Origin of the sequence: Streptomyces sp. NPDC048523, assembly GCF_043199815.1 — a bacterium.
Lineage (GTDB): Bacteria > Actinomycetota > Actinomycetes > Streptomycetales > Streptomycetaceae > Streptomyces.
In genome coordinates, this window is record NZ_JBICWQ010000003.1 from 875,516 (window position 1) to 897,927 (window position 22,412).

General features: G+C 69.4%; 21 protein-coding genes and 1 pseudogene. 10 read left to right on the forward strand and 12 right to left on the reverse strand.

The features are described 5' to 3' along the window. Positions 1 to 53: 53 nt before the first annotated feature. From mctP to ACGFWE_RS19875, 3 genes are all read right to left on the reverse strand, one after another. A complete protein-coding gene (gene mctP / locus ACGFWE_RS19865; RefSeq protein ID WP_352390241.1) occupies positions 54 to 1,664 on the reverse strand; it encodes a monocarboxylate uptake permease MctP in 1,611 nt (536 codons plus the stop codon). Continuing rightward, the gene (locus ACGFWE_RS19870) at positions 1,661 to 1,912 is read right to left on the reverse strand and encodes a DUF3311 domain-containing protein (RefSeq protein ID WP_352390240.1); all 252 of its coding nucleotides are present in this window, start codon (positions 1,910 to 1,912) and stop codon (positions 1,661 to 1,663) included. Before ACGFWE_RS19870 ends, mctP begins: the two co-directional genes overlap by 4 nt. A 157-nt stretch (positions 1,913 to 2,069) precedes the next feature. Then, positions 2,070 to 2,834: a GntR family transcriptional regulator gene (locus tag ACGFWE_RS19875; RefSeq protein ID WP_352390239.1), complete on the reverse strand. Its 765-nt coding sequence runs from the start codon at positions 2,832 to 2,834 to the stop codon at positions 2,070 to 2,072. 306 nt (positions 2,835 to 3,140) lie between these two features. Between ACGFWE_RS19875 and ACGFWE_RS19880 the strand changes: the two genes are divergently transcribed. From ACGFWE_RS19880 to ACGFWE_RS19895, 4 genes are all read left to right on the forward strand, one after another. Next, positions 3,141 to 4,424: an extracellular solute-binding protein gene (locus tag ACGFWE_RS19880; RefSeq protein ID WP_352390238.1), complete on the forward strand. Its 1,284-nt coding sequence runs from the start codon at positions 3,141 to 3,143 to the stop codon at positions 4,422 to 4,424. 130 nt (positions 4,425 to 4,554) lie between these two features. Further along, the gene (locus ACGFWE_RS19885) at positions 4,555 to 5,535 is read left to right on the forward strand and encodes a sugar ABC transporter permease (protein ID WP_352390237.1); all 981 of its coding nucleotides are present in this window, start codon (positions 4,555 to 4,557) and stop codon (positions 5,533 to 5,535) included. After that, positions 5,532 to 6,383: a carbohydrate ABC transporter permease gene (locus ACGFWE_RS19890; RefSeq protein WP_352390236.1), complete on the forward strand. Its 852-nt coding sequence runs from the start codon at positions 5,532 to 5,534 to the stop codon at positions 6,381 to 6,383. The genes ACGFWE_RS19885 and ACGFWE_RS19890 overlap by 4 nt, the downstream gene beginning before the upstream one ends. Positions 6,384 to 6,392: 9 nt before the next feature. Beyond that, positions 6,393 to 7,877: a glycoside hydrolase family 3 protein gene (locus ACGFWE_RS19895; RefSeq protein WP_393600594.1), complete on the forward strand. Its 1,485-nt coding sequence runs from the start codon at positions 6,393 to 6,395 to the stop codon at positions 7,875 to 7,877. A 61-nt stretch (positions 7,878 to 7,938) separates the two neighbouring features. Here ACGFWE_RS19895 and nagB read toward each other — a convergent pair whose 3' ends face one another. Beyond that, positions 7,939 to 8,724 (reverse strand): glucosamine-6-phosphate deaminase, encoded by a 786-nt coding sequence (nagB, locus tag ACGFWE_RS19900; protein ID WP_352390234.1) that lies wholly within the window; start codon positions 8,722 to 8,724, stop codon positions 7,939 to 7,941. Between the two features lie 205 nt (positions 8,725 to 8,929). Here nagB and ACGFWE_RS19905 point away from each other — a divergent pair. Continuing rightward, a pseudogene (locus ACGFWE_RS19905) lies at positions 8,930 to 9,268 on the forward strand (glucosamine-6-phosphate deaminase); the annotation flags it as partial. A 49-nt stretch (positions 9,269 to 9,317) separates the two neighbouring features. Here ACGFWE_RS19905 and ACGFWE_RS19910 read toward each other — a convergent pair. Then, complete coding sequence (locus tag ACGFWE_RS19910; protein WP_393600595.1) at positions 9,318 to 10,070, reverse strand: SDR family oxidoreductase; 753 nt, start codon at positions 10,068 to 10,070, stop codon at positions 9,318 to 9,320. A 93-nt stretch (positions 10,071 to 10,163) separates the two neighbouring features. Here ACGFWE_RS19910 and ACGFWE_RS19915 point away from each other — a divergent pair, with 93 nt between their 5' ends. Together ACGFWE_RS19915 and ACGFWE_RS19920 are read left to right on the forward strand one after the other, a co-directional pair. After that, positions 10,164 to 10,814, forward strand: coding sequence for a TetR/AcrR family transcriptional regulator (locus tag ACGFWE_RS19915; RefSeq protein ID WP_352390232.1), 651 nt, complete (start codon positions 10,164 to 10,166; stop codon positions 10,812 to 10,814). Between the two features lie 361 nt (positions 10,815 to 11,175). Further along, complete coding sequence (locus tag ACGFWE_RS19920; protein ID WP_352390231.1) at positions 11,176 to 12,651, forward strand: PAS domain-containing sensor histidine kinase; 1,476 nt, start codon at positions 11,176 to 11,178, stop codon at positions 12,649 to 12,651. 182 nt (positions 12,652 to 12,833) lie between these two features. On the opposite strand, the gene ACGFWE_RS19925 is transcribed toward ACGFWE_RS19920, so the two are convergent. Beyond that, a complete protein-coding gene (locus ACGFWE_RS19925) occupies positions 12,834 to 13,091 on the reverse strand; it encodes a WhiB family transcriptional regulator (RefSeq protein ID WP_006142322.1) in 258 nt (85 codons plus the stop codon). 321 nt (positions 13,092 to 13,412) lie between these two features. Further along, a complete protein-coding gene (locus tag ACGFWE_RS19930) occupies positions 13,413 to 14,381 on the reverse strand; it encodes a diacylglycerol kinase family protein (protein WP_352390230.1) in 969 nt (322 codons plus the stop codon). A 169-nt stretch (positions 14,382 to 14,550) separates the two neighbouring features. Between ACGFWE_RS19930 and ACGFWE_RS19935 the strand changes: the two genes are divergently transcribed. After that, positions 14,551 to 15,009, forward strand: coding sequence for a hypothetical protein (locus ACGFWE_RS19935; protein ID WP_352390229.1), 459 nt, complete (start codon positions 14,551 to 14,553; stop codon positions 15,007 to 15,009). 268 nt (positions 15,010 to 15,277) lie between these two features. Here the strand turns inward: ACGFWE_RS19935 and ACGFWE_RS19940 are convergent, their stop codons facing one another. The 3 genes from ACGFWE_RS19940 to ACGFWE_RS19950 all read right to left on the reverse strand — a co-directional run bounded on the left by ACGFWE_RS19940 (position 15,278) and on the right by ACGFWE_RS19950 (position 17,375). Then, positions 15,278 to 16,423, reverse strand: a complete 1,146-nt coding sequence (locus ACGFWE_RS19940) for a SigB/SigF/SigG family RNA polymerase sigma factor (RefSeq protein ID WP_352390228.1) — start codon at positions 16,421 to 16,423, stop codon at positions 15,278 to 15,280. A 17-nt stretch (positions 16,424 to 16,440) separates the two neighbouring features. Further along, positions 16,441 to 16,854 (reverse strand): anti-sigma regulatory factor, encoded by a 414-nt coding sequence (locus tag ACGFWE_RS19945; protein ID WP_004925829.1) that lies wholly within the window; start codon positions 16,852 to 16,854, stop codon positions 16,441 to 16,443. A gap of 260 nt (positions 16,855 to 17,114) precedes the next feature. Then, a complete protein-coding gene (locus ACGFWE_RS19950) occupies positions 17,115 to 17,375 on the reverse strand; it encodes a UBP-type zinc finger domain-containing protein (protein ID WP_352390227.1) in 261 nt (86 codons plus the stop codon). An 85-nt stretch (positions 17,376 to 17,460) separates the two neighbouring features. Here ACGFWE_RS19950 and ACGFWE_RS19955 point away from each other — a divergent pair, with 85 nt between their 5' ends. Then, the gene (locus tag ACGFWE_RS19955; RefSeq protein WP_393600596.1) at positions 17,461 to 19,059 is read left to right on the forward strand and encodes a Na+/H+ antiporter; all 1,599 of its coding nucleotides are present in this window, start codon (positions 17,461 to 17,463) and stop codon (positions 19,057 to 19,059) included. Positions 19,060 to 19,085: 26 nt separating this feature from the next. Here ACGFWE_RS19955 and ACGFWE_RS19960 read toward each other — a convergent pair whose 3' ends face one another. Further along, positions 19,086 to 19,979, reverse strand: a complete 894-nt coding sequence (locus ACGFWE_RS19960; RefSeq protein WP_393600597.1) for a 1-aminocyclopropane-1-carboxylate deaminase/D-cysteine desulfhydrase — start codon at positions 19,977 to 19,979, stop codon at positions 19,086 to 19,088. Positions 19,980 to 20,001: 22 nt separating this feature from the next. Beyond that, positions 20,002 to 20,592 carry an N-acetylmuramoyl-L-alanine amidase gene (locus ACGFWE_RS19965; RefSeq protein WP_352390224.1) on the reverse strand — a complete coding sequence of 197 codons (591 nt, stop codon included), beginning with the start codon at positions 20,590 to 20,592 and terminating at the stop codon, positions 20,002 to 20,004. A 312-nt stretch (positions 20,593 to 20,904) separates the two neighbouring features. Here ACGFWE_RS19965 and ACGFWE_RS19970 point away from each other — a divergent pair, with 312 nt between their 5' ends. Then, positions 20,905 to 22,311 carry a family 2B encapsulin nanocompartment shell protein gene (locus tag ACGFWE_RS19970; protein ID WP_352390223.1) on the forward strand — a complete coding sequence of 469 codons (1,407 nt, stop codon included), beginning with the start codon at positions 20,905 to 20,907 and terminating at the stop codon, positions 22,309 to 22,311. Positions 22,312 to 22,412 lie beyond the last annotated feature (101 nt).

The window sequence follows — 22,412 nt, forward strand, 5'->3', positions numbered from 1 at the left end:
GGTACGACAACGGGCCGCCGGACGACTTCTCCGACGGCCCGTGGACACCGTGACTAGTGGACCGAACCCGCTGTCGCCGGCGGGAGTTCCGTCTGGACCCCCGGGTCGCCCGCGTCCGCCGTGTAGTCCTCCGGCCTGGTCTCGTCCACGCCGTCGGGAGCCTTCAGCGCCTTCAGCACGAAGGTCAGGACCACCGTGACGACCAGGTTGAGCACGAACGCGGTCAGACCGATGTAGCCGATCTCGCCGATGCCCGGGATCTCCTTGGCCGAGCCGCCGAAGTGCTTCTGGGTCGGGGAGGCGACGCCATACGCGGCGACCGTGCCGTAGACCATGCCGACCGCCCAGCCGGCGAGCAGGGCCCAGCGGTGGAACCAGCGGGTGAACAGGCCGCCGACCAGGGCCGGGAAGGTCTGCAGGATCCAGATGCCGCCCAGCAGCTGGAAGTTGATGGCCACCGTCTTGTCCATGGTGAGGACGAAGACCAGCGCGCCGACCTTCACCAGGAGCGAGACCAGCTTGGAGACCTTGGTCTCCTGTGCGGGCGTGGCGTCCGGCTTGATGAAGTCCTTGTAGATGTTGCGGGTGAACAGGTTCGCGGCCGCGATGGACATGATGGCCGCCGGGACCAGCGCGCCGATGCCGATCGCCGCGAAGGCCACGCCCGCGAACCAGTCCGGGAACATGTCCTCGAACAGCTGCGGGATCGCCAGCTGCGGGTTGGTGACCTTGACCCCGGCCGCGATCGCCATGAAGCCGAGCAGCGCGAGCAGGCCCAGCATCAGGGAGTACAGCGGCAGGATCGTGGTGTTGCGGCGGATCACCTCACGGCTGCGCGAGGAGAGCGTCGCGGTGATCGAGTGCGGGTACATGAACAGCGCGAGCGCGGAGCCCAACGCCAGCGTGGCGTACGTCCATTGGCCTGCCTCCAGCGGGACGAGGCCGCCCGCCTTGGCCGCCGTGTACTTCTCGCTCGCCGCGCCGAAGACGTCGTCGAAGCCGCCCAGCTTGATCGGGATGTAGATGATCGCCACCGCGATGACGATGTAGATCAGCGTGTCCTTCACGAACGCGATCATCGCGGGGGCCCGGAGGCCGGAGGAGTACGTGTAGGCCGCGAGGACACCGAAGGCGATCAGCAGCGGCAGGTCCTTGACGAACCAGTTCGTGTTCTCGCCGCCGCCGATGCCCATGACGTCCAGGACCGCCTGGATGCCGACCAGTTGGAGCGCGATGTACGGCATGGTCGCGAGGATGCCGGTGACCGCCACCGCCAGCGACAGCCCCTTCGAGCCGAAGCGGCCGCGCACGAAGTCCGAGGTCGTCACGTATCCGTGCTTGTGGGAGACCGACCACAGGCGGGGCAGGAACGTGAAGATCAGCGGGTACACCAGGATGGTGTACGGCACCGCGAAGAAGCCGGCCGCGCCCGCCGCGTAGATGGCCGCGGGGACCGCGACGAAGGTGTACGCCGTGTAAAGGTCGCCGCCGAGCAGGAACCAGGTTATCCAGGTGCCGAACGAGCGGCCGCCCAGGCCCCATTCGTCGAGGCTGTGCTCGTTCTCGGCCTTGCGCCAGCGCGAGGCCAGAAAGCCCATGACCGTGACGGCCAGGAAGAAGAGGATGAAGACGGTGAGAGCCACACCGTTGACGCCGTCGTTCACTTGGTACCTCCACGGCGGGCACGCTGGTCACGCTGCCACAGCTGGTACGCGATCATCGTCAGCGCGGTGGAGATCAGCACCCACAGCATCTGGTACCAGTAGAAGAACGGGATGCCGATGAACGTGGGGTCGACCTTGGCGTACGAGCCGACCCACAGCATCGCCACGAACGGCGCCAACAGGCAGAGGGCGATGACCACTCGTACCGGCGTCACCACCGGTGGTCCGACTTCAGGTGCATCCGACATGTCGCGACTCCTGCCCCTCACTGATCAGCGCTGATCACCTGCAATGCGCAGGCAATCTAGGCGCTGGTGTCGTGAGAGCGGAAGACCTCGTCCGCATATCGGTATGTCGATTCTGTGAAGCACGCCTGCTGGGCACTCCCAGGGCACTCCTAAGGCACTAGTCGACCGGCCTCTTGAGGCGGGCCACGAACTTGTACCGGTCCCCGCGGTACACCGACCGCACCCACTCCACCGGTTCGCCCGTCCTGTCGATCGAATGACGGGACAGCATCAGCATCGGCAGGCCCACGTCGGTGCCGAGCAGGCCGGCCTCGCGCGGGGTGGCCAGGGAGGTCTCGATGGTTTCCTCGGCCTCGGCGAGGTGGACGTCGTAGACCTCGGCGAGCGCCGTGTAGAGCGAGGTGTACTTGACCAGCGACCTGCGCAGGGCCGGGAAGCGCTTGGCGGAGAGGTGGGTCGTCTCGATGGCCATCGGCTCGGCGTTGGCCATGCGCAGGCGCTCGATGCGCAGCACCCGGCCGCCGGCGGTGATGTCGAGGAGCTCGGCGAGCCGGTCGTCGGCGGTGATGTAGCCGATGTCCAGGAGCTGCGAGGTGGGTTCGAGACCCTGGGCGCGCATGTCCTCGGTGTAGGAGGTGAGTTGCAGCGCCTGGGAGACCTTGGGCTTGGCGACGAAGGTGCCCTTGCCCTGGATCCGCTCCAGGCGCCCCTCGACCACGAGTTCCTGCAGCGCCTGGCGCACGGTCGTGCGTGAGGTGTCGAACTCGGCGGCGAGCGTGCGCTCGGGCGGTACCGGCGTACCGGGCGACTGCGTCTCCGTCATGTCGAGCAGGTGCTTCTTCAGGCGGTAGTACTTGGGCACGCGCGCGGTACGGACGCCTGCCCCTCCCTCGGTCTCCGCACTGCTGACGTCGCTGCTCATGGTCTGCCTTCCCGGCTCCGGATGCGGGTCACATCGTGATCCCTTCTGTATACCGTCGCCGCCTCTTTTGGTCTAGTCCACAGTGGTGAGTGGTATAGCGGACGAGAGTACTCCGCCGCCGCTGTTTTCGCTGGCTTCTTTAGTAATGGTTCCTGCATATGTAGCTCGCATAACGGCTGGTCAGGGCCTTTTCGGCACCTCTTGACAGGCCTTCTGGTCTGGTCCAAGCTCCCCCTACTGGTCTACACCATTGGTCCAGGTCCCGGCTCGTGAGCGGGAGGTGTGGGCATCCCTGAGGAGGGTGGCGTGAAGCGCAAGCTGGCAGCCGCGATCGGCATCGCGGGCATGATGGTCTCCGTCGCGGCATGTGGGGGCAGCGACAGCGGAAGTTCGGACAACAGCGGCGCGGACGCCAAGGAGCTGACCGTCTGGCTCACCGTCGACGCCCAGAACAACTGGCCCGGGCTGGTGAAGGCCGCGGACGCCGCGGTCCAGAAGAAGCACCCCGGCATCAAGATCAACCACGAGTACTACGGCTGGCCGGACAAGAACACCAAGCTCGACGCGGTCCTCGCCACCGACAAGGCCCCCGACGTCGTCGAGATGGGCAACACCGAGATGCTCGGCTACATGGTCAAGGGCGCCTTCGCACCCCTGGACACGTCGGCGTTCACCAACTCGTCGGCCTGGCTCGACGGCCTCAAGGCCTCGGTGACCTACGACGGCAAGACCTACGGCGTCCCGTACTACGCGGGCGGCCGGGTCGGCAACTGGCGCAAGGACCTCTTCGCCTCGGTCGGCGTCAAGTCCACCCCGAAGACCTACGCGGAACTCACCGCCGCCCTGGACAAGGTCCAGAAGAAGGAGGGCGACAAGTTCTCCGCGTGGTACCAGCCCACCCGTGACTGGTACGCGGCCATGTCCTTCGTCTACGACGCCGGCGGCTCCATCGCGGTCGAGTCGGGCGGCCAGTGGAAGGCCAACCTCTCCTCGCCCGAGTCGGTCAAGGGCCTCACCGAGTTCAAGAACGTCGTCGACAAGTACATGCACGGCGACAAGACCAAGGACGAGTCCGACCGCTACATCGTCTACGGCCAGGGCAAGTCCGCCATGATCTTCGGCGCGGCCTGGGAGGGGGCGACCTCGGCCGACCCGAAGAACGACAAGACCGGCAAGCTCAAGGACAACCTCGAGAACTTCGTGATGCCGGGTCCGTCCGGCAAGAACCTGCCCGTCTTCCTCGGCGGGTCCGACCTCGCCGTGCCGGTGAAGTCGAAGGCGCAGGCCGTCGCCGCCGAGTGGATCAACGCCTTCACCGGTCCCTCCGGCCAGAAGGGCCTCATCGCCAAGGGCAACCTGCCCAACAACAAGACCGACCTCGCCACCCTGAAGAAGGACCCGGCGACGGCGGTCCCGGCCACCGCGGCCGAGTCCAACTGGTTCGTGCCGATGGCACCCGGCTGGGGCCAGGTGGAGAAGGCGCAGGTCCTGCAGACCATGCTCCAGAACATCGGCACCGGCAAGAAGTCGGTCGAGGCCGCCGCGAAGGACGCGGACACCGCGATCGACAAGGTCATCAACACCAAGTGACCGGCAGCAGGGCCCCGTTGACACCGGCGGGGCCCTGCCTCCCGTACGACCGTGCGGGCTTCGCTTTCGTAGGACCGGACCGTGCGGGCAACGCTCTCGTACGACCAGAGGGACCGCTGAGGAGCGCGCCATGAGTGCCGCAGACACGACCACCCCCACCGAGGTGCCGCCGCCGATGTCGGTACCCCCGCCGTCCAGGCCGGCCCCACCGGGCAGAAAGCGGACCTTCAGCGCGACGCCCTGGCTGCTGCTCGCCCCCTGCCTGCTGATCCTGGTGCTGGTCCTCGGTTATCCGATGGTCCGTCTGGTCGGTCTGTCCTTCCAGAAGTTCGGGCAGTCCCAGCTGTGGGGCTTCCAGCCGGCCGAGTGGGTCGGCTTCGACAACTTCACGGGCGTGCTGGGCGACAGCGAGTTCTGGGCGGTCGTCGTGCGGACCATCGTCTTCGCGGCCGGCTGCGTCATCCTCACCATGGTCATCGGCATGCTGATCGCGCTGCTGCTCCAGCGGGTCTCCGGCTGGGTGAAGACCCTGATCAACATCGCCCTGGTGGCCAGCTGGGGCATGCCGATCATCGTCGCCACCACCGTCTTCAAGTGGCTGTTCGACGCGGACTACGGCATCCTCAACGCGCTGCTCAGCAAGCTGCCCGGCGTCGAGATGATCGGCCACAACTGGTTCGCGAGCGGCCCCCAGGGCCTGGCCGTGATCATGCTGCTCGTGGTGTGGGGCGCGGTGCCCTTCGTCGTCATCACGCTCAGCGCCGGACTCACCCAGGTCCCGGCGGAGCTGGAGGAGGCGGCCCGGCTGGACGGCGCGAACGCCTGGGGCGTGTTCCGGTACGTCACCGTGCCCGTCCTCAAGCCGATCATCGTGATGCTGACGACCCTGTCGGTGATCTGGGACATGGGCGTCTTCCCCCAGGTGTTCGTGATGCGCAACGGTCACCCGGAGGAGGAGTTCCAGATCCTGACCACCTACTCCTACGACCGTGCCTTCGTGGTCAACGACTACGCGCAGGGCTCGGCGATCGCCCTCATCACCGTGCTGCTGCTGCTCGGGGTCGTCGCCGTCTACATGCGTCAGATGCTGAAGATCGGAGAGGTCGAATGAGTGCGCTCGCCACGGCCGGCGGCCGTCGCCGCGGGAAGTCCAGGCTCGGCTGGAACCTCGTCGGCCTCCTCGTCTTCGTGACGGCCGGCTTCCCGGTCTACTGGATGCTCAACACGGCGTTCAAGCCGGCGAAGGACGCGATCGACCCGGATCCGAGCCTGCTGCCGACCGGCATCACCTTCTCCAACTTCAGCCGCGCACTGGACATCGCCGACTTCTGGGGCCCGGTCGGCCGCAGCCTGATCGTCTCCCTGTCGGTCGTGGTGATCGGCATCGTCGTCGGCACGCTGGCCGCGCTCGCCATCTCCCGGTTCGCCTTCCGCGGCCGGAAGATCGTGATCGTGGGCATCCTGGCGGTGCAGATGGTCCCGCTGGTCGCGATGATCATCCCGGTCTTCCTGCTCCTGAACGACCTCGACCAGTACGACAAGCTGTCGGGCCTGATCATCACGTATCTGACCTTCATCCTCCCCTTCACGGTGTGGACCCTGCGCGGCTTCATCGTCAACATCCCGAAGGAGCTGGAGGAGGCGGCGATGGTCGACGGCTGTTCGCCCACCGGCGCCTTCCTGCGCGTGGTCTTCCCGCTGCTGGCCCCCGGCATGGTCGCCACCTCGGTCTACGCCTTCATCCAGGCCTGGAACGAGTACCTCTACGCCCTCATGCTGCTCAGCCAGAAGAACCAGACCGCGACCGTCTGGCTCGGCAACTTCAGCACCAAGAACGGCACCGAATACGCCCCGATGATGGCCGGTTCGACCATGATGGCCGTGCCGATCGTGGTCCTCTTCCTCCTCGTCCAGCGCAAGATGGCCGCGGGTCTCACCGCGGGCGCCGTGAAGGGATAACGCCCCCCGATGACGACATTCGCCAGCGGCACAGACACCTTGACGCGGGACGCCCTCACCGTCCTCCAGCCCGGCTTCACCGGCACCACCGCCCCCGACTGGCTGCTGCGCCGCCTCGGCGAGGGCCTCGCCTCGGTCGGCCTGTTCGGCCGCAACATCGCCACGCCCGAACAACTGGCTTCCCTGACGGGCCAGTTGCGCGCCGAACGCGACGACGTCCTGGTCGCCATCGACGAGGAGGGCGGTGACGTGACCCGCCTGGAGGTGCGCACCGGCTCCTCCTTCCCCGGCAACCACGCCCTGGGCGCGGTGGACGACGTGGACCTGACGCGCGCGGTGGCCGCGGAGCTCGGCCGGCGCCTCGCGGCCTGCGGGGTCAACCTCAACTGGGCCCCGTCGGCCGACGTGAACTCCAACCCGTCCAACCCGGTGATCGGCGTCCGCTCCTTCGGCGCCGCCTCCGACCTGGCCGCCCGGCACACGGCGGCCTATGTCACGGGGCTGCAGTCGGCGGGCGTCGCCGCCTGCACGAAGCACTTCCCGGGCCACGGCGACACCGCGATCGACTCCCACCACGCCCTGCCGCGCATCGACGTGGACGAGGCCGTACTCCTGGAGCGGGAACTGCGGCCCTTCCGCGCCGCCATCGCCGCCGGCACCCGGGCGGTGATGACCGCCCACATCCTGGTCCCCGCCCTGGACCCGGACCGCCCGGCCACGCTGTCCCCCAAGGTGCTGACCGACCTGCTGCGCGGTGAACTCGGCTACACCGGCCTCATCGTCACCGACGGCATGGAGATGCAGGCCATCGCCGGCACCTACGGCATCGAGCGCGGCAGCGTCCTGGCCGTCGCCGCCGGCGCCGACGCCATCTGCGTGGGCGGCGGCCTCGCCGACGACGAGACGGTACGACGCCTGCGCGACGCCCTGGTCTCGGCCGTGCGCTCGGGCGAACTCCCCGAGCAGCGGCTCGCGGAGGCGGCGGAACGCGTGCGCACGCTGGCCCACTGGACGGCGGCGGGAGCGGCCGAGTCACAGCTGGCGGCCGACGAGGAGGTGGGACTGCGTGCGGCCCGCAGGGCGCTGCGCATCACCGGCGCGGACGGCTTCACCCCCCTCACCACGGCGCCCTATGTCGCCGCCTTCACCCCGGTGGCCAACGTGGCCGTCGGCGACGAGACGCCCTGGGGCGCCGCCGCCGAACTCGCCCGGCTGCTCCCGGGCACGGAGACGGGCAGCTTCGCCGGCGAGGACGCGGGCCTCGCCACCCTGGCCGCCGCCGGCCCCCGGCGCATCGTGGCCGTGGTCCGCGACGAACACCGCCACCCGTGGATGGGGGCGGCCCTGGACACCGTCCTCAGAACCCGTCCCGACACGATCGTGATCGAAATGGGCCTGCCACAGGCCCCCGCCCGAGGAGCCCTGCACATCGCGACCCACGGCGCGGCAAGGGTGTGCGGCAGGGCGGCGGCGGAGGTCATCGCGGGGGAGTAGGGGGTACGACAGACAGGTGCCGGTTCCTTGTGAGGGAACCGGCACCTTGGCGTGCAGGGTCTTAAATCCCCTGCCAGTCAGGCTTGTTCACAAACGTGTGCCGGAAGTAGTCCGCCAGCTTCAACTTGGAGGCGGCCCCCTCGTCGACCACGACCGTCGCATGCGGGTGCAGCTGCAGCGCCGACGCAGGACAGACCGCGGCCACCGGTCCCTCCACCGTCGCAGCCACCGCGTCGGCCTTCCCCTCACCCGTGGCGAGCAGCACCAGATGCCGGGCCTCGAGAATCGTCCCGATCCCCTGGGTGATCACATGGTGCGGCACCTGCGAGATGTCCCCCTCGAAGAACCGCGCGTTGTCCACCCGCGTCTGCTCGGTCAAGGTCTTGATCCGGGTCCGCGAGGCCAGTGAGGAACACGGCTCGTTGAACCCGATGTGCCCGTCCGTCCCGATCCCGAGCAGCTGCAGATCCACGCCCCCGGCATCGGCCAGCGCCGCGTCGTACGCCGCACACGCAGCGGTGATGTCCTGAGCCGTCCCGTCCGGCCCCATGAAGGAGGCCATCGGTATGCCCAGCGGCTCCAGCACCTCGCGCCGCAGCACCGAACGGTACGACTCCGGATGCTCGGCCGGCAGCCCCACGTACTCGTCGAGCTGGGCTATCCGCGCCCGCGAGGCGTCCACGGCACCGGACCGCACCTTCGCCGCCAGGGCCTCGTAGACGGGCAGCGGGGTGGAGCCGGTTGCCACACCGAGCAGGGCGTCGGGCTTGCGCCGAAGCAGCTGGGCCATGGCCTCGGCGATGAGCTCGCCACCCGCCTTGGCATCCGGAACGATGACAACTTCCACGCTGGGCCTGCCGATCTGAGGAAACGGTCTGATCTGTCGAAACGGTCTGAACGGAGAGGGCTCGACCGGACCCCCGGTACGGCCCATGTGGTGTAGACCAATCTAACAGAATCGGGTTCCCCGGCCCAGGTCCCGGAAGGCCGCCCCCGCGCCGCGTCAAGGACAGGCGGCGTTCCGTGCGGGGAGCGGAACGGGGAGTGGGAACAGGGCCATGACCACCGTCACGACACCCGCCCTCGCCTACTCCGGCGCCGACCTGCCGCACAGCCCTCGCCATGGTCGGCAACGTCTCGCCCGTCGTCGCGGTCGTCACTGATGGCAAGGGTGAGGCGCCGCGGGCGGGGCCCTCCAGTCCGTCCTCGACCCACTGCGCGGGCGGGGCTCGCACCTGGTCGTGGTCGTCCCCCGGAGTCAGGTCGGCCGTCCGCACCCGGCCGGCCCGTCCTGGAGATCAACCCCCATCAACTCCCGGCCGCGAGGTGACCGTCACCCGCGGCCAGAACCCGGACGCGCCGCGCGCCCTTCGAGGGTGACGGAGACACAGGCGAGCCCTGGCGAAGGCGACCGACCCGCACTGCGCCCCGCCCGGCGGCTCACGGCATCGAACCCCCCGTCGCGTCCACCCAGCTCCCGGTCACCCACCGCCCGTCGTCCGAGGCCAGGAAGGCCACCACGTCCGCGACATCGGCCGGGGTCCCCACCCGCCCGAGCGCCGAATAGGCCTCCGCCTGCGCCCAGCTGCCCTCGGTGCCATGCAGGAACTCCGCGGTGTTGTCCGTGTCGACCAGGCCCGGTGCCACCGAGTTGACCCGGATGCCCCGGGCGCCCAGCACCTTGGACAGATCCCGGGAGAACACGTCCAGTGCGCCCTTCGTCATGGCGTAGGCCATGTTGTGCGGCATGGCCGCGGTGCGGGCGAGTCCCGACGAGATGTTGATGACCCGGCCGCCGTCGCGCAGCCGTATCGCGCCCTCCTTGACCAGGAAGAACGGGGCCTTCACATTCACCGTGAAGAGACGGTCGTACTCCTCCTCGTCGATCTCCTCGATGGGACGTGAGCTGCCGATGCCCGCGTTGTTCACCAGGATGTCCAGCCCGTCCGCGTGCCGGTCGAACTCCTCCCAGAGGGCCTCGACGGCTCCCGGTGTCTCCAGCTCGGCCCCGATCGTGAAGGCGGAGCCGCCGGCCGCCTCGATCGCGGCGGCCGTCTCCTTCGCCGCCGCCTCACTTCTGCCGTAGTGCACCGCGACCCGCGCGCCGTCCCGCCCCAGCCGCTCGGCGATCCCCCGCCCGATGCCCCTGCTCGCACCCGTGACCAGAGCTGTCCTGCCCGCAAGCACGCCCATGTCGGCGCCCCCTCACATTGTCTAATGGTCGCTACAGAAAACCGTACAGCAGGCGCCGGAAGTTTCTCTAGTACCCGCTATACAATTCACTCCATGGTGAGCAGCGAGGACACCGAAGCGCGGGTCGGGCCCGCCCCCAAGGCGTCCAGGACATCCAGGCCGCGTGGCCGTCCCCGCTCCTTCGACCGCGAGACCGCGCTGGAGAAGGCGATCCTGGCCTTCTGGGAGCACGGGTACGAAGCCACCTCCGTCTCCGACCTCACCCGCGTCATGGACATCGGGGCCCCCAGCCTCTACGCGGCCTTCGGTGACAAGCGGTCCCTGTTCGACGAGGTCGTCCGGGAGTACGGAGAGCGGTACGGCTCCTTCGGTGACCGGGCCCTCGCCGAGGAACCCACCGCCCGGGCCGCGGTGGAGCGGACGCTGCGCGAGGCCGCGGCCGAGTACACGGCCCCCGGCCGCCCGCACGGCTGCCTGGTGATCCATGCCGCCACCAACTGCTCCACCCCCGAGGTCGAGGAGTCGCTGCGGGCGCGGCGCAACGCCAACATCGCCGCCTTTGAGAGCCGTATAAGAGCGGGAATCGCCGCAGGTGAGCTCCCGGCCGGAACCGACGCCGCCGCGCTCGCCCGGCATGCCGGCGCGGTCATCCAGGGCATGTCCCAACAGGCGCGCGACGGCGCGAGCCGGGAGGAATTGGAGGCGGTCGCGGAAATTGCCATGGCCATCTGGCCCCGCACATGAACCCACACGCGTTAGGCTGCGTGGAGGGTGTGAGGACGTCCGACTAGGTGAGTCCGGCGGGGGAAAGCTCCAACAACAAACAGGCTCCAACGCATGGACACACCTAGTGGTCTAGTCCACAATTGAACCGTGACTTCCGTCTTCCCCGCACAGGAAGGCGGACCGAGGAACCGGAGCTCTCTGCCCTGACTGCCCCGGCTCCTCATCCTTCGGCCGACCGGGACCGCACACCCCACGGCCGATATTGCTCCGGGCTGCGGTGCCGGGAAGGTTGAGGGTCCTTCCCAGGCGCCGCGGCCCGCGGGTGTTTTCAGGACGGTGCTTTTAGGTCACTCACATACCCCCAGGTACGCTCGCACCCGTGCCCTCCATGAACGAACTGGTCCGCCAGCACACCGCACTCGACGACTCCGACCTCGAGTGGCTGCATCTGCTGGTCTCGGAGTGGCAACTGCTCTCCGACCTCTCCTTCGCCGACCTCGTGCTGTGGGTGCCCACTCGCGACGGCACCCGCTATGTCTCCGTCGCCCAGATGCGGCCCAACACCGGCCCCACCTCCTACCAGGACGACATGGTCGGCCACCTGGTCCCGCGCGGCCGCCGCCCCCTGCTGGACGCGGCGCACGACGAGGGCCGGATCGTGCGCGAGGGCGACCCGGAGTGGCGCGAGGAGGTCCCGGTCCGCGTCGAGTCGATTCCGGTACGACGGGAGGGGCGCGTCCTCGGTGTCATCGCGCGCAACACCAACCTGTTGACGGTCCGCACCCCGAGCCGACTCGAACTGACCTATCTGCAGAGCGCGTCCGACCTGGCCCAGATGATCGCGGCCGGCTCCTTCCCGTTCCCCAACCAGCAGATGGACATGGACGCGGCCCCGCGCGTCGGCGACGGCCTGATCCGCCTCGACGCCGACGGCATCGTCCAGTACGCCTCCCCGAACGCCCTGTCCGCCTACCATCGCATGGGCCTCGCCTCCGACCTCGTGGGCCAGCACCTCGGCCGGACCACCGCCGAACTCGCCCCGACCCGCGGCCCGGTGGACGAGGCGCTCGCCAAGGTCGCCAGCGGCTGGGCGCCCCGTGAATTCGAGATCGAGGCACACGACGGGGTCATCCAGTTCCGGGCGATCCCGCTCAAACCCAAGGGCATCCGCATCGGTTCACTGGTCCTGCTACGGGACGTGACCGAACTGCGCCGCCGCGAGCGCGAGTTGATCACCAAGGACGCGACCATCCGGGAGATCCACCACCGGGTGAAGAACAACCTCCAGACAGTGGCGGCCCTGCTGCGCCTGCAGGCCCGGCGCATCGAGTCCGACCGCGGCCGGGAGGCCCTCGAAGAGGCGGTACGGCGCGTCGGCTCGATCGCGATCGTGCACGAGACGCTGTCTCAGAACCTTGACGAGCGCGTGGAGTTCGACGAGATCGCCGACCGGGTGCTCGCCATGGTCGCCGAGATCTCCCCGGGCAAGGTCACCGGCCGGCGCAGCGGACGCTTCGGCATCCTGGACGCCGAGGTCGCCACCCCGCTGTCCATGGTCCTCACGGAAATCCTCCAGAACGCCCTGGAGCACGGCTTCCGCGAGGGCGAGACCGGCACGGTCGAGGTCTCGGCCGTCCGCGGCGGCACCACCAAGGAGGCCCGCCTCCTCGTCACCGTCCAGGACGACGGCGTCGGTCTGCCCGAGGGCTTCGACCCGCACACCGGGGGCAACCTGGGCCTGCAGATCGTACGGACGCTGGTGGAGGGCGAGTTGGGCGGTACGTTCGACATGGTCCGGGCACCGGAAGGTGGCACCCGGGTGATCCTGGACGTCCCGGTGCAGGCGCACAAGTAGATCCGCACACGGGGCGGGGCGCCGGCACAGCAAAAAGCCCCGGACCGTTCAGGGGTCCGGGGCTCACATGCTCGTTGCCAGCGTTTGCTGCGCATCGGGGGTACTGCGCGCTGCGGCTCGGGGGCGGGAGAAGCGTACGCGGTGTACGCGCCGCCAAGCTCAGGCTGTTTTAGGGGCGGGTGTCAGGCAGAAGCCTGACGGGCCCGGTTGCGGGCGGCACGGCGCTTCATGGCGCGACGCTCGTCCTCGCTGAGACCACCCCAGACGCCGGAGTCCTGGCCGGACTCGAGCGCCCACTGCAGACACTGATCCATAACGGGGCAGCGACGGCAGACGGCCTTGGCTTCCTCGATCTGCAGCAGCGCAGGACCGGTGTTGCCGATGGGGAAGAAGAGCTCGGGGTCTTCCTCGCGGCAAACGGCGTTGTGACGCCAGTCCATGGCTGCTACCTCTCCTTGGTATTACGTGCAAGTTGCTTGTGAATGTGAACGCTTTCACGAATCCCTCAACAAGTGAAGGGCCGTCCACCGAGTCTTCCTCGGCGTGGTCCTGTGGATTGAAGAGGGGTTCCGGTGGCCTGTGGACGCCGGTGTTGCGGGCTGTCCCGACCGCCACGTAGAGACTCGCAAACCTCAGCGGCGGATACAACCCCTTCTGGAAAGTTTTTTTTGATTCCTCGGTGTCGACTAGGTCACAGCCGTACTTCCATGGGGTGGACCCTGGCCTAAACGTTCGAGTGAAAGGAGTTTAGCCTCTTCTGCTCACACAATCACACGCAGTGCACGGCGTACGCCTGTGAACGTCACGCTCGTACGCAGCCCGAGGTGGTCGCCGTCCATCTGGAGGGGTAGGGGGACCTTCGAATGCAAGGTGAAGCGGTCCAGGTCGTGCAAGGACACGGCGTGCTTGCCATGGGGGCCGCGTTCGGGGGACGAAGTGAGCAACTGGGTGCCATATCGGGCGATCGCGGTCGTCGTCATACGGCTGAGACCGAGTATGTCCAGGCCTTTATCGAACGAGGCCTTAGGCGACGCGTACATCGGGTGATTGCCCAGGAAGGTCCACGGAGAGGTGTTCGAGACTATGGAAAGGACCAGATCGGTCACCGGCTCCGCATCCGGACGTTCCACGGTGATCGTGCCGTGCCGGCGGTGCGCCTCGCCGAAGAACTGGCGCAGTGCCTGGCGGACGTAGAGAGCGTGGGTGGATTTCCTGCCGCGCTCCCGCTGCTGCTCGACCCGGCCGACCACACCGGCGTCGAATCCGAGCCCCGCGTTGAAGGTGAACCAGCGTTCCGGGACGGCTTCGTCCTCGGTGCCGGGCGTCCCCGCGGTCAGCCCCAGGCCGACCGTCCGCTCGCTGCCCTCGCGCAGGGCGTCCAGGAGGGCGCCGGTGGCCTCGACGGCGTCGTTGGGCAGACCGAGGGCGCGGGCGAAGACGTTGGTGGAGCCGCCGGGGACCACGGCGAGGCCGGGGAGGCGCTCGGGGTCGGGGCCGGCGTGCAGGAGGCCGTTGACGACCTCGTTGACGGTGCCGTCGCCGCCGAGGGCCACGACCAGGTCGATGTCCTTGCTCTCCGCCGCCTGGCGGCCCAGGTCGCGCGCGTGGCCGCGGTACTCGGTGGTGACCGCTTCCAGTTTCATCTCGCTCGCGAGCGCGTGGATCAGTACATCGCGCGTACGTGCGCTTGTGGTGGTTGCCGCCGGATTGACCACGAGAAGTGCACGCATGGGTTGCAGCGTACCTACTGGGTGGTACCGGGCACAGGTCGAGGTAGGGATCACGTAAGACTTCGGAGCGTGAACCTTGCCACGGGGGCGTGGGGCAACCCGCGCGCGGCGGTGTGCGTTGCCCGCGCCTCACCCGGGAAGCTTCGGGCGCGAGGGCTACTCTTCAGGAGTGAGCAGCGAGCAGACCCCCGCCACCCCTTCGTCCGCCGAAACCGCCGGTCCGCGCCCGCGGCGCCTGACGTACGCCGCCGTCCTGGCCGGCCTGGAAGGGCTCGCGCTCGTCGCCGGAGGCGTCTGGATGCTCGTGGAGGGCCTGGCCGGTGACCCGGACGACCGGCAGTCGGCCGTCACCGGAGGCGTCACGCTGATCGTTCTCGCCCTGCTGCCGCTCCTCGCCGCGCGCGGGCTGCTCGGCCGGCGCAGCTGGAGCCGGGGCCCGGCCGTCATCACCCAGATCATGGCGCTGCCCGTCGCCTACAACCTCCTCCAGGCCGACAGCGTGGCGATCCCGGCGGGCATCGCCCTCGCGGTCGTCGCGGTGGCCGCGCTGGTCCTGCTGATCAACCCGGCCACGACCCAGGCGCTCGGGATCAGGGGACCGGGCCGGGCGCAGGACGGCAAGCAGTAGCCGTAGGGCCGGCTGCGGCGAGCTGGGCTGTTCCGCCCGAGTGCCGGGTGCGGTGTCGACGGACCGACGTTGCCGCTGGTCCCAGGTGTGGCGACCGCGGTGGCGGGTAAGCGGCCGTAGGGACGGCAGAACTGCGGTGACGGTCCGGGGCCGGGAGAGACGGTGATCGGCCCCGGGCCTGGTTCGCAGGGCCGGGCTGCGGCGACGGGCTTCCCCGACCGGCCGTGCACCGGCACGAGGCGTCGGTCCCCCGGAGCAGGCCGGTGGCCTACTCCTCCACCAGCAGCTTCTCCCGGAGCTGGGCCAGGGTGCGGGCCAGCAGGCGGGAGACGTGCATCTGGGAGATGCCGACCTCCTGCGCGATCTGCGACTGGGTCATGTTGCCGAAGAAGCGCAGGAGAAGGATGCGCTTCTCGCGCGGGGGGAGATCCTCGAGCAGCGGCTTGAGCGACTCCCGGTACTCGACGCCCTCCAGCGCCTCGTCCTCCGCGCCGAGGGTGTCCGCCACCGCCGGCGACTCGTCGTCCGTGTCGGGGACGTCCAGGGACAGCGTGGAGTACGCGTTGGCGGACTCCAGACCCTCCAGGACCTCCTCCTCCGAGATGGCCAGCTTCTCGGCCAGCTCGTGGACCGTGGGGGAGCGGCCGTGCTGCTGGGAGAGCTCCGCGGTGGCCGTCGTCAGGGCCAGGCGCAGTTCCTGCAGGCGCCGGGGCACCCGGACCGCCCAGCCCTTGTCACGGAAGTGGCGCTTGATCTCGCCCACGACCGTGGGGGTCGCGTAGGTCGAGAACTCCACTCCGCGGTCCGGGTCGAAGCGGTCGACCGACTTGATCAGGCCGATGGTGGCGACCTGGGTCAGGTCGTCGAGCGGCTCGCCGCGGTTGCGGAAGCGGCGCGCGAGGTGCTCGACGAGCGGCAGGTGCATCCGGACCAGCTGGTTGCGCAGCTCCGCGTACTCCGGGCTGCCGTCCTTCAGCGCGCGCAGCTCGATGAACAGGGCTCGCGCCCCGCTGCGGTCCTGTGGGTCGTGCCTCGGGACCGGCGTGTTGTTCGCGCCCGCCGCGCCGTCCTCTGCGTTTCGCTCGTGCTCGCTCATCGTCCCGCCCGTCGCCCTTCCACGAGCCCTCGCCTCCGTCGGCACCGGGAGGACCCCGTCCCGCCCTGCCGGAGGCGCACCCTGCACGGCACCCTTCCGCTCTCGCTGCCCGTCGTCCGGGAGGCCGGGCGCCGTCGTGTCGACGACGTCTTCCTCCGGATGCGGCCGGGCCTGCTCGGGGATGCCGTCGATGCCGTCCGCCATGCGGCGGGCACCGCCGGGGCCGTCGTCGCCCAGGCTGTCGGCGCCGCTCGGGCAGGGAGGACGGTGTCCGTCCTCGGCCGGCAGCTCCCTTGTGCCGCGCTCTTCGTCCCGCACCGGCCCGTCCCCGTTCCTCACGCCGGCCCGGGTCCCGCGCCGCGCTGTTTGTAGAGGCTGATCGAAACGGTCTTGTCCTCGTCCACGGCCGAGGAGACCTTGCCCGCGAGGGCCGAGAGGACGGTCCAGGCGAACGTGTCCCGTGACGGTGCGTGACCGTCCGTGGTCGGGGCGGAGACGGTGACCTCCAGCGAGTCGTCGACGAGTCGGAAGACACAGCTGAGCACCGAGCCGGGCACGGCCTGCTGGAGCAGGATCGCGCAGGCCTCGTCCACCGCGATGCGCAGGTCCTCGATCTCGTCGAGGGTGAAGTCCAAACGGGCTGCGAGGCCGGCCGTGGCCGTCCGCAGCACCGACAGGTAGGCACCCGCGGCCGGCAGCCGGACTTCCACGAAGTCCTGGGTCGCGGGCTCGCCTGCGATCTGGGACACCCTCACCTCCAAGGTGGTACAAGCTTTACGGGGGCCGAGGGTCGCCCCCCGGAGTAACGCGACGTGTGGTTCAGCGGTGACGCTACCGCGCTCTCGACTTTCCTGTCCCCGGGACCCCACCCCCTTGCCGTCACTCACAGTAAAACTGTGGACACGCTCCGTGTCTAGGGGTTTGCGGCTCCAATTGGGAAGAACGCGCGCCGGGTTGACGTACCCAGACGTCAGACGGTCGAACCGTCCTGGAACCCGGAGGTCCAGGGTCACACAAGCACGTGGTCCACGAAGCACCAACGCCAGTTCTCACCGGGTTCGTAGGTCCGCATGACCGGGTGGTCGGAGTCCTTGTGGTGCTTCGTCGCGTGTTGTCCCGGCGAGGAGTCGCAGCAGCCGACGTGACCGCAGGACAGGCACAGGCGTAGTTGTACCGGGTGGGTACCGTCCCTCAGACACTCCGGGCACGTCTCGCTGAGCGGCTCGGGCTCGGGGTGCGGCAGCGCGTCGGCGTGCGTGCACTGTTTCATGATTGCCAGGTTACGACGGCCGCGAGGGCGGCCGCGCGGAAAAAGAGGGCGGGCGCACGACGATGAGCGAGGGCGGGCGAGGGCCATGGACGTGATGCCACTGCTGTTGCTGGTGGCGGGGAGCGCGGCGATCGCCGCGGCCGCCCGGCGCACCCCGATTCCCGCGCCGCTGCTGCTGGTCGCGGCCGGCCTGCTGATCTCGTACGTTCCCGGGGTCCCCGAGTACACGCTCGACCCGGACGTCGTGCTGCCCATCATCCTGCCGCCGCTGCTGCACTCCGCGGCCACCGACAGCTCCTATCTCGACCTCAGGGCACAGATGCGGCCCGTGGCGCTGCTGTCGGTGGGATACGTGCTCTTCGCGACCTTGTTCGTCGGCTGGGCGGCGTACCGGATCGTGCCGGGCCTCTCGCTGACCGGGGCGCTGGTGCTGGGCGCGGTGGTGGCGCCGCCGGACGCGGTCGCGGCGACGGCGGTGGCACGCCGCGTGGGGCTGCCCTCCCGGATCACGACCATCCTCCAGGGCGAGTCCCTGGTGAACGACGCCACCGCGATCACCGCCTACCGGGTCGCGCTCGCGGCCGCGATCGGCGAGGGCGCCACCTGGGCCGGCGGTATCGGCGAGTTCCTGCTCGCGGCGGTCGGCGGGGTCGTGGTCGGACTGGTGCTGATGGTGCCGATCCACTGGCTGCGCACGCACCTCAAGGAGCCGCTGCTGCAGAACACGCTCTCCCTGCTGATCCCCTTCGTCGCCTACGCGGCGGCCGAGCAGTTCCACGCGTCCGGCGTGCTCGCGGTGGTCGTCGTGGCCCTCTTCCTCGGACACCGCGCGTGGGAGGTGGACTTCGCGACGCGCCTCCAGGAGGACGCCGTCTGGAAAATGGTCGCCTTCGTTCTGGAGTCGTCGGTGTTCGCCCTCATCGGGCTGCAACTGCCCGTTGTGCTCAGGGGCCTCGGGGAGTACGAGGGCGGCCCCGCCGCCTGGTACGCCATCGCCGTCTTCCTCCTGGTCGTGGCGTCGAGGTTCGTGTGGGTCTATCCGGCCACCTTCCTGCCGCGCATCGTGTCCGCGCGGATCCGCGCGCGTGAGGACAACCCCACCTGGAAGGCGCCTTTCGTCATCGCCTGGGCAGGGATGCGGGGCGTGGTCTCGCTGGCGATCGCCTTCTCGATCCCGGAGCACCTGCACGACGGCGAGCCGTTCGAGGGCCGCAACCTGATCCTCTTCCTGACCTTCACGACGGTCATCGGCACCCTCGTCGTCCAGGGCGTCACCCTGCCCCCGCTGATCCGCCTGCTCAAGCTCCCCGGCCGCGACCAGCAGGCCGAGACCCTCGCCGAGGCCAATGCCCAGGCGCAGGCCTCGCGGGCCGCCGAGCGCCGCCTGGACGAACTCCTCGCCGACGAGCACAACGCCCTCCCGCCGCCCCTCGCCGACCGCCTGCGCATGGTTCTGGAGCGCCGCCGCAACGCCGTCTGGGAGCGCCTCGGCCAGTCCAACCCGCTCACCGGCGAGACCGTCGACGACACCTACCGCCGGCTGTCCCGCGAGATGATCGGCGCCGAGCGCGCGGTGTTCGTCAAGCTGCGGGACCACCGCTACATCGACGACGAGATGCTGCGGACACTGCTGCGCAGGCTGGACCTGGAGGAGGCCGCGGCGTACCGGGAGGCCGCCGAGTAGAGCCGGCCGGACCGACCGGGTGGACGTCAGGGGAAGGGACGGCCGGTGACCACGGCTGCCAGCGTCGTCCCGCGCGGGAAGGCACCCTCATCGGCGAGGGTGACAAGTCCGTAGAGCAACTTGGCGACATAGAGACGTTCCACGGGGACACCGTGACGGTGCTCGAAGTCCTCGGCGAAGGTGTCGAGTTCGGGGGGTGTACGTGCGTAGCCGCCGAAGTGGAAGCGGTCGTCGAGCGTCCAGTCACCGCGTCGGGCACCGAAGGCGCGGCGTTGCAGAGCCTCTATGTCGGCGGGCAGGAAGCCGCCCTTGAGGACCGGGATGCCCAGGCAGCGCTGATCCCGGGCCAGCCCGGCCGCCAGGCCTGCGAGGGTGCCGCCGGTGCCGCAGGCGATCGCGACGACATCGGCCCGCCCCGCCAGCTCCTCGCCCAGTGTCCGGCATCCTCGTACGGCGAGGGGGTTGCTGCCGCCCTCCGGAACGACGTACGCGTCCTCGGCGTCCGCCGCGCGCAGCACGCGCGCGAGGATGTCCGGTTCGGTCTTGCGGCGGTACGTCGCCCGGTCGACGAAGTGCAGTCGCATGCCGTCGGCCGCGCACCGGGCGAGGGAGGGGTTCAGGGGACGGTCGGCGAGTTCCTCACCGCGGACCACCCCGACCGTGGGCAGGGTCAGCAGGCGGCCCGCGGCGGCCGTGGCGCGCAGATGGTTGGAGTACGCGCCGCCGAAGGTGAGGAGCGTACGGCCGGCCGCCGCGGTGAGGTTCGGCGCGAGCTTGCGCCACTTGTTGCCGATCAGCTCGGGGTGGATCAGGTCGTCGCGCTTGAGGAGAAGGCGCACGCCACGCCGGGCGAAGCGGGGGTCCGACAGCTCCTGCAGGGGCGAGGGGAGGCGGGGGCGCAGGGTGTCGAGACCGGTCACGCCCCCATTGTGACCTGCGCGGTCAGTTCAGGCGCTGCCGGATCCGGCCCCGCATCGAGGCCATTGTGAAGCCCCGCGGATCCACCTTGCCCGGCTGCCACTCCAGGTGGCCGATGACCGACCGTTCCGTCCAGCCGTGGTGGCGGCACACCGCCGCGGAGACCCGCTCGATGGCCGTCAGCTGGGCGGCCGGCCAGGGATCCTCGCCGTCGCCGAGGTTCTCGCACTCGAAGCCGTAGAAGTGGCGGTTGCCGTCGGTGTTGGCCTCGTTGTCGACGGGGAGGGCCGTCTCCGCGATCACCGCGCGCAGGACGTCGTCGTCGCCGAGACCGGCGTGGTTGGCACGGCCGTAGCCGACGAGATGGACAGTGCCGTTCTTGGTGATGACGCCGTGGCACAGGGGCCCCGGCAGGTCGGTGTAGCCCTTGCGGCACAACTCCACCGTCGCCGCGCTGCCCTTGGTCACCGTGTGGTGGATCATCACGCCGTGCACCGGTCCCCAGGCGCCGACGTGGTTGCGGTTGTGGTGCTCCCAGTCGCCGACCTCGACGACGGTGGCGCCCTCCGCCCGCAGGACGGCCAGGAATCTGCCCGCGGACATGGGTGAGGCCATGGCTGCCTCCTTCGCGCTGCGTGCCGGCCGCCGAACGCGGCCGGTCCTCCTGGTGCTTGTACCGAAAGCGGCGGACTCCGACTCCTGGGCCGCACAGCGTGCGAGCCGATTCGGACAGTCAAATTCCGTTCAGAAAAGTGGAATTGACTGGACGTCAGGGGATAGGAACCGCGCATATGCCCAACGCCGCGGTGATCCATTCCCGCTCTTTCGGGTAATAGCATCAGCACGCTCCGTGAGGAAGGCTTGCTCCTGCACATCGATGCCCGGGCGTACATCGCGTCCGGGCATGTACCGGGAGGGCAATTCCTTATGTCGGTAGGCGAAGAGGTCCGCACCGAGCAGGGCCGGCCGCAGCAGAGTCTCGGCACAGCGGCCGCGCGGAACCTGGCCACCACCACCAAGTCCGCACCCCAGATGCAGGAGATCAGCTCGCGCTGGCTGCTGCGCATGCTGCCCTGGGTGAACGTACAGGGCGGTACGTACCGGGTGAACCGGCGCCTGAGCTACGCCGTGGGCGACGGCCGGGTGACCTTCGTGAAGACAGGGGACCGCGTCGAGGTGATCCCCGACGAGCTGCGCGAGCTGCCGGCGCTCAGGTCGTACGAGGACGACGAGGTGCTTTCCGAACTCGCCCAGCGCTGTGAACAGCGGGAGTTCACCCAGGGCTCGGTGATCGCCTCGTTCGGCGCCCAGGCCGACGAGGTGTATCTGCTGGCCCACGGCAGGGTGGAGAAGGTCGGCACCGGCCCCTACGGCGACGACGCGGTGCTCGGAGTCCTCGCCGACGGCGCCTACTTCGGTGACCAGGCGCTCCTCGACCCGGACGCCATCTGGGAGTACACCGCCCGCGCGGCCACCGTCTGCACGGTCCTCGTGCTGCGCCGCCAGGACGTCGACCAGGTGGCGGAGCGCTCCGAAGCCCTGCGCGAGCACCTGCAGGAACAGCGCGCGATCCCCTCGCAGCGCACCAACAAGTACGGCGAGAAGGAGATCGACCTCGCGGCGGGCCACGAGGGCGAGCCCGACATCCCGCACACCTTCGTCGACTACGACGCCCGGCCCCGCGAGTACGAACTCAGCATCGCCCAGACCGTCCTGCGCATCCACACGCGTGTGGCCGACCTCTACAACCAGCCGATGAACCAGACGGAACAGCAGATCCGGCTGACCGTCGAGGCACTCAAGGAGCGCCAGGAGCACGAGCTCGTCAACAACCGTGAGTTCGGTCTGCTGAACAACTGCGAGTACGACCAGCGGCTCCAGCCCCACGACGGCGTGCCCAGCCCCGACGACCTCGACGAACTGCTCAGCCGCCGCCGGGGCACCAAGCTGCTGCTCGCCCACCCGCGCGCGATCTCCGCGATCGGCCGTGAGCTCAACAAGCGCGGACTGGTCCCCGAGACCATCGACGTGGGCGGCAACCGCATCCCCACCTGGCGCGGGGTGCCGATCTACCCGTGCAACAAGATCCCGGTCACCTCGGAGCGGACCACGTCGATCATCGCCATGCGTACCGGTGAGGCCGACCAGGGCGTCATCGGCCTCCAGCAGGCCGGGATCCCGGACGAGATCGAGCCGAGTCTGTCGGTGCGGTTCATGGGCATCAACGAACAGTCGATCATCAAGTACCTGGTGACGGCCTACTACTCGGCGGCCGTGCTGGTGCCGGACGCGCTCGGGGTCCTGGAGAACGTCGAGATCGGCCGCTGGAGGTGACGTTCCTGCGCCCGGGAGCCGTGTCCCCGCCCACCTCGGCGGGTACACCCCGGCCGGTCACCGGGGTGGAGACACCTCGCAGGAGCGCGCCCGCCCACAGC

What these genes read in the sequence shown, in the direction of transcription:
- ACGFWE_RS19870 (WP_352390240.1), bottom strand. Translation starts at nt 1,912, where the DNA reads ATGTCGGATGCACCTGAAGTCGGACCACCGGTGGTGACGCCGGTACGA.
- ACGFWE_RS19875 (WP_352390239.1), bottom strand. Translation starts at nt 2,834, where the DNA reads ATGAGCAGCGACGTCAGCAGTGCGGAGACCGAGGGAGGGGCAGGCGTC.
- ACGFWE_RS19885 (WP_352390237.1), top strand. Translation starts at nt 4,555, where the DNA reads ATGAGTGCCGCAGACACGACCACCCCCACCGAGGTGCCGCCGCCGATG.
- ACGFWE_RS19890 (WP_352390236.1), top strand. Translation starts at nt 5,532, where the DNA reads ATGAGTGCGCTCGCCACGGCCGGCGGCCGTCGCCGCGGGAAGTCCAGG.
- ACGFWE_RS19895 (WP_393600594.1), top strand. Translation starts at nt 6,393, where the DNA reads ATGACGACATTCGCCAGCGGCACAGACACCTTGACGCGGGACGCCCTC.
- ACGFWE_RS19910 (WP_393600595.1), bottom strand. Translation starts at nt 10,070, where the DNA reads ATGGGCGTGCTTGCGGGCAGGACAGCTCTGGTCACGGGTGCGAGCAGG.
- ACGFWE_RS19915 (WP_352390232.1), top strand. Translation starts at nt 10,164, where the DNA reads ATGGTGAGCAGCGAGGACACCGAAGCGCGGGTCGGGCCCGCCCCCAAG.
- ACGFWE_RS19925 (WP_006142322.1), bottom strand. Translation starts at nt 13,091, where the DNA reads ATGGACTGGCGTCACAACGCCGTTTGCCGCGAGGAAGACCCCGAGCTC.
- ACGFWE_RS19930 (WP_352390230.1), bottom strand. Translation starts at nt 14,381, where the DNA reads ATGCGTGCACTTCTCGTGGTCAATCCGGCGGCAACCACCACAAGCGCA.
- ACGFWE_RS19950 (WP_352390227.1), bottom strand. Translation starts at nt 17,375, where the DNA reads ATGAAACAGTGCACGCACGCCGACGCGCTGCCGCACCCCGAGCCCGAG.
- ACGFWE_RS19955 (WP_393600596.1), top strand. Translation starts at nt 17,461, where the DNA reads ATGGACGTGATGCCACTGCTGTTGCTGGTGGCGGGGAGCGCGGCGATC.
- ACGFWE_RS19965 (WP_352390224.1), bottom strand. Translation starts at nt 20,592, where the DNA reads ATGGCCTCACCCATGTCCGCGGGCAGATTCCTGGCCGTCCTGCGGGCG.
- ACGFWE_RS19970 (WP_352390223.1), top strand. Translation starts at nt 20,905, where the DNA reads ATGTCGGTAGGCGAAGAGGTCCGCACCGAGCAGGGCCGGCCGCAGCAG.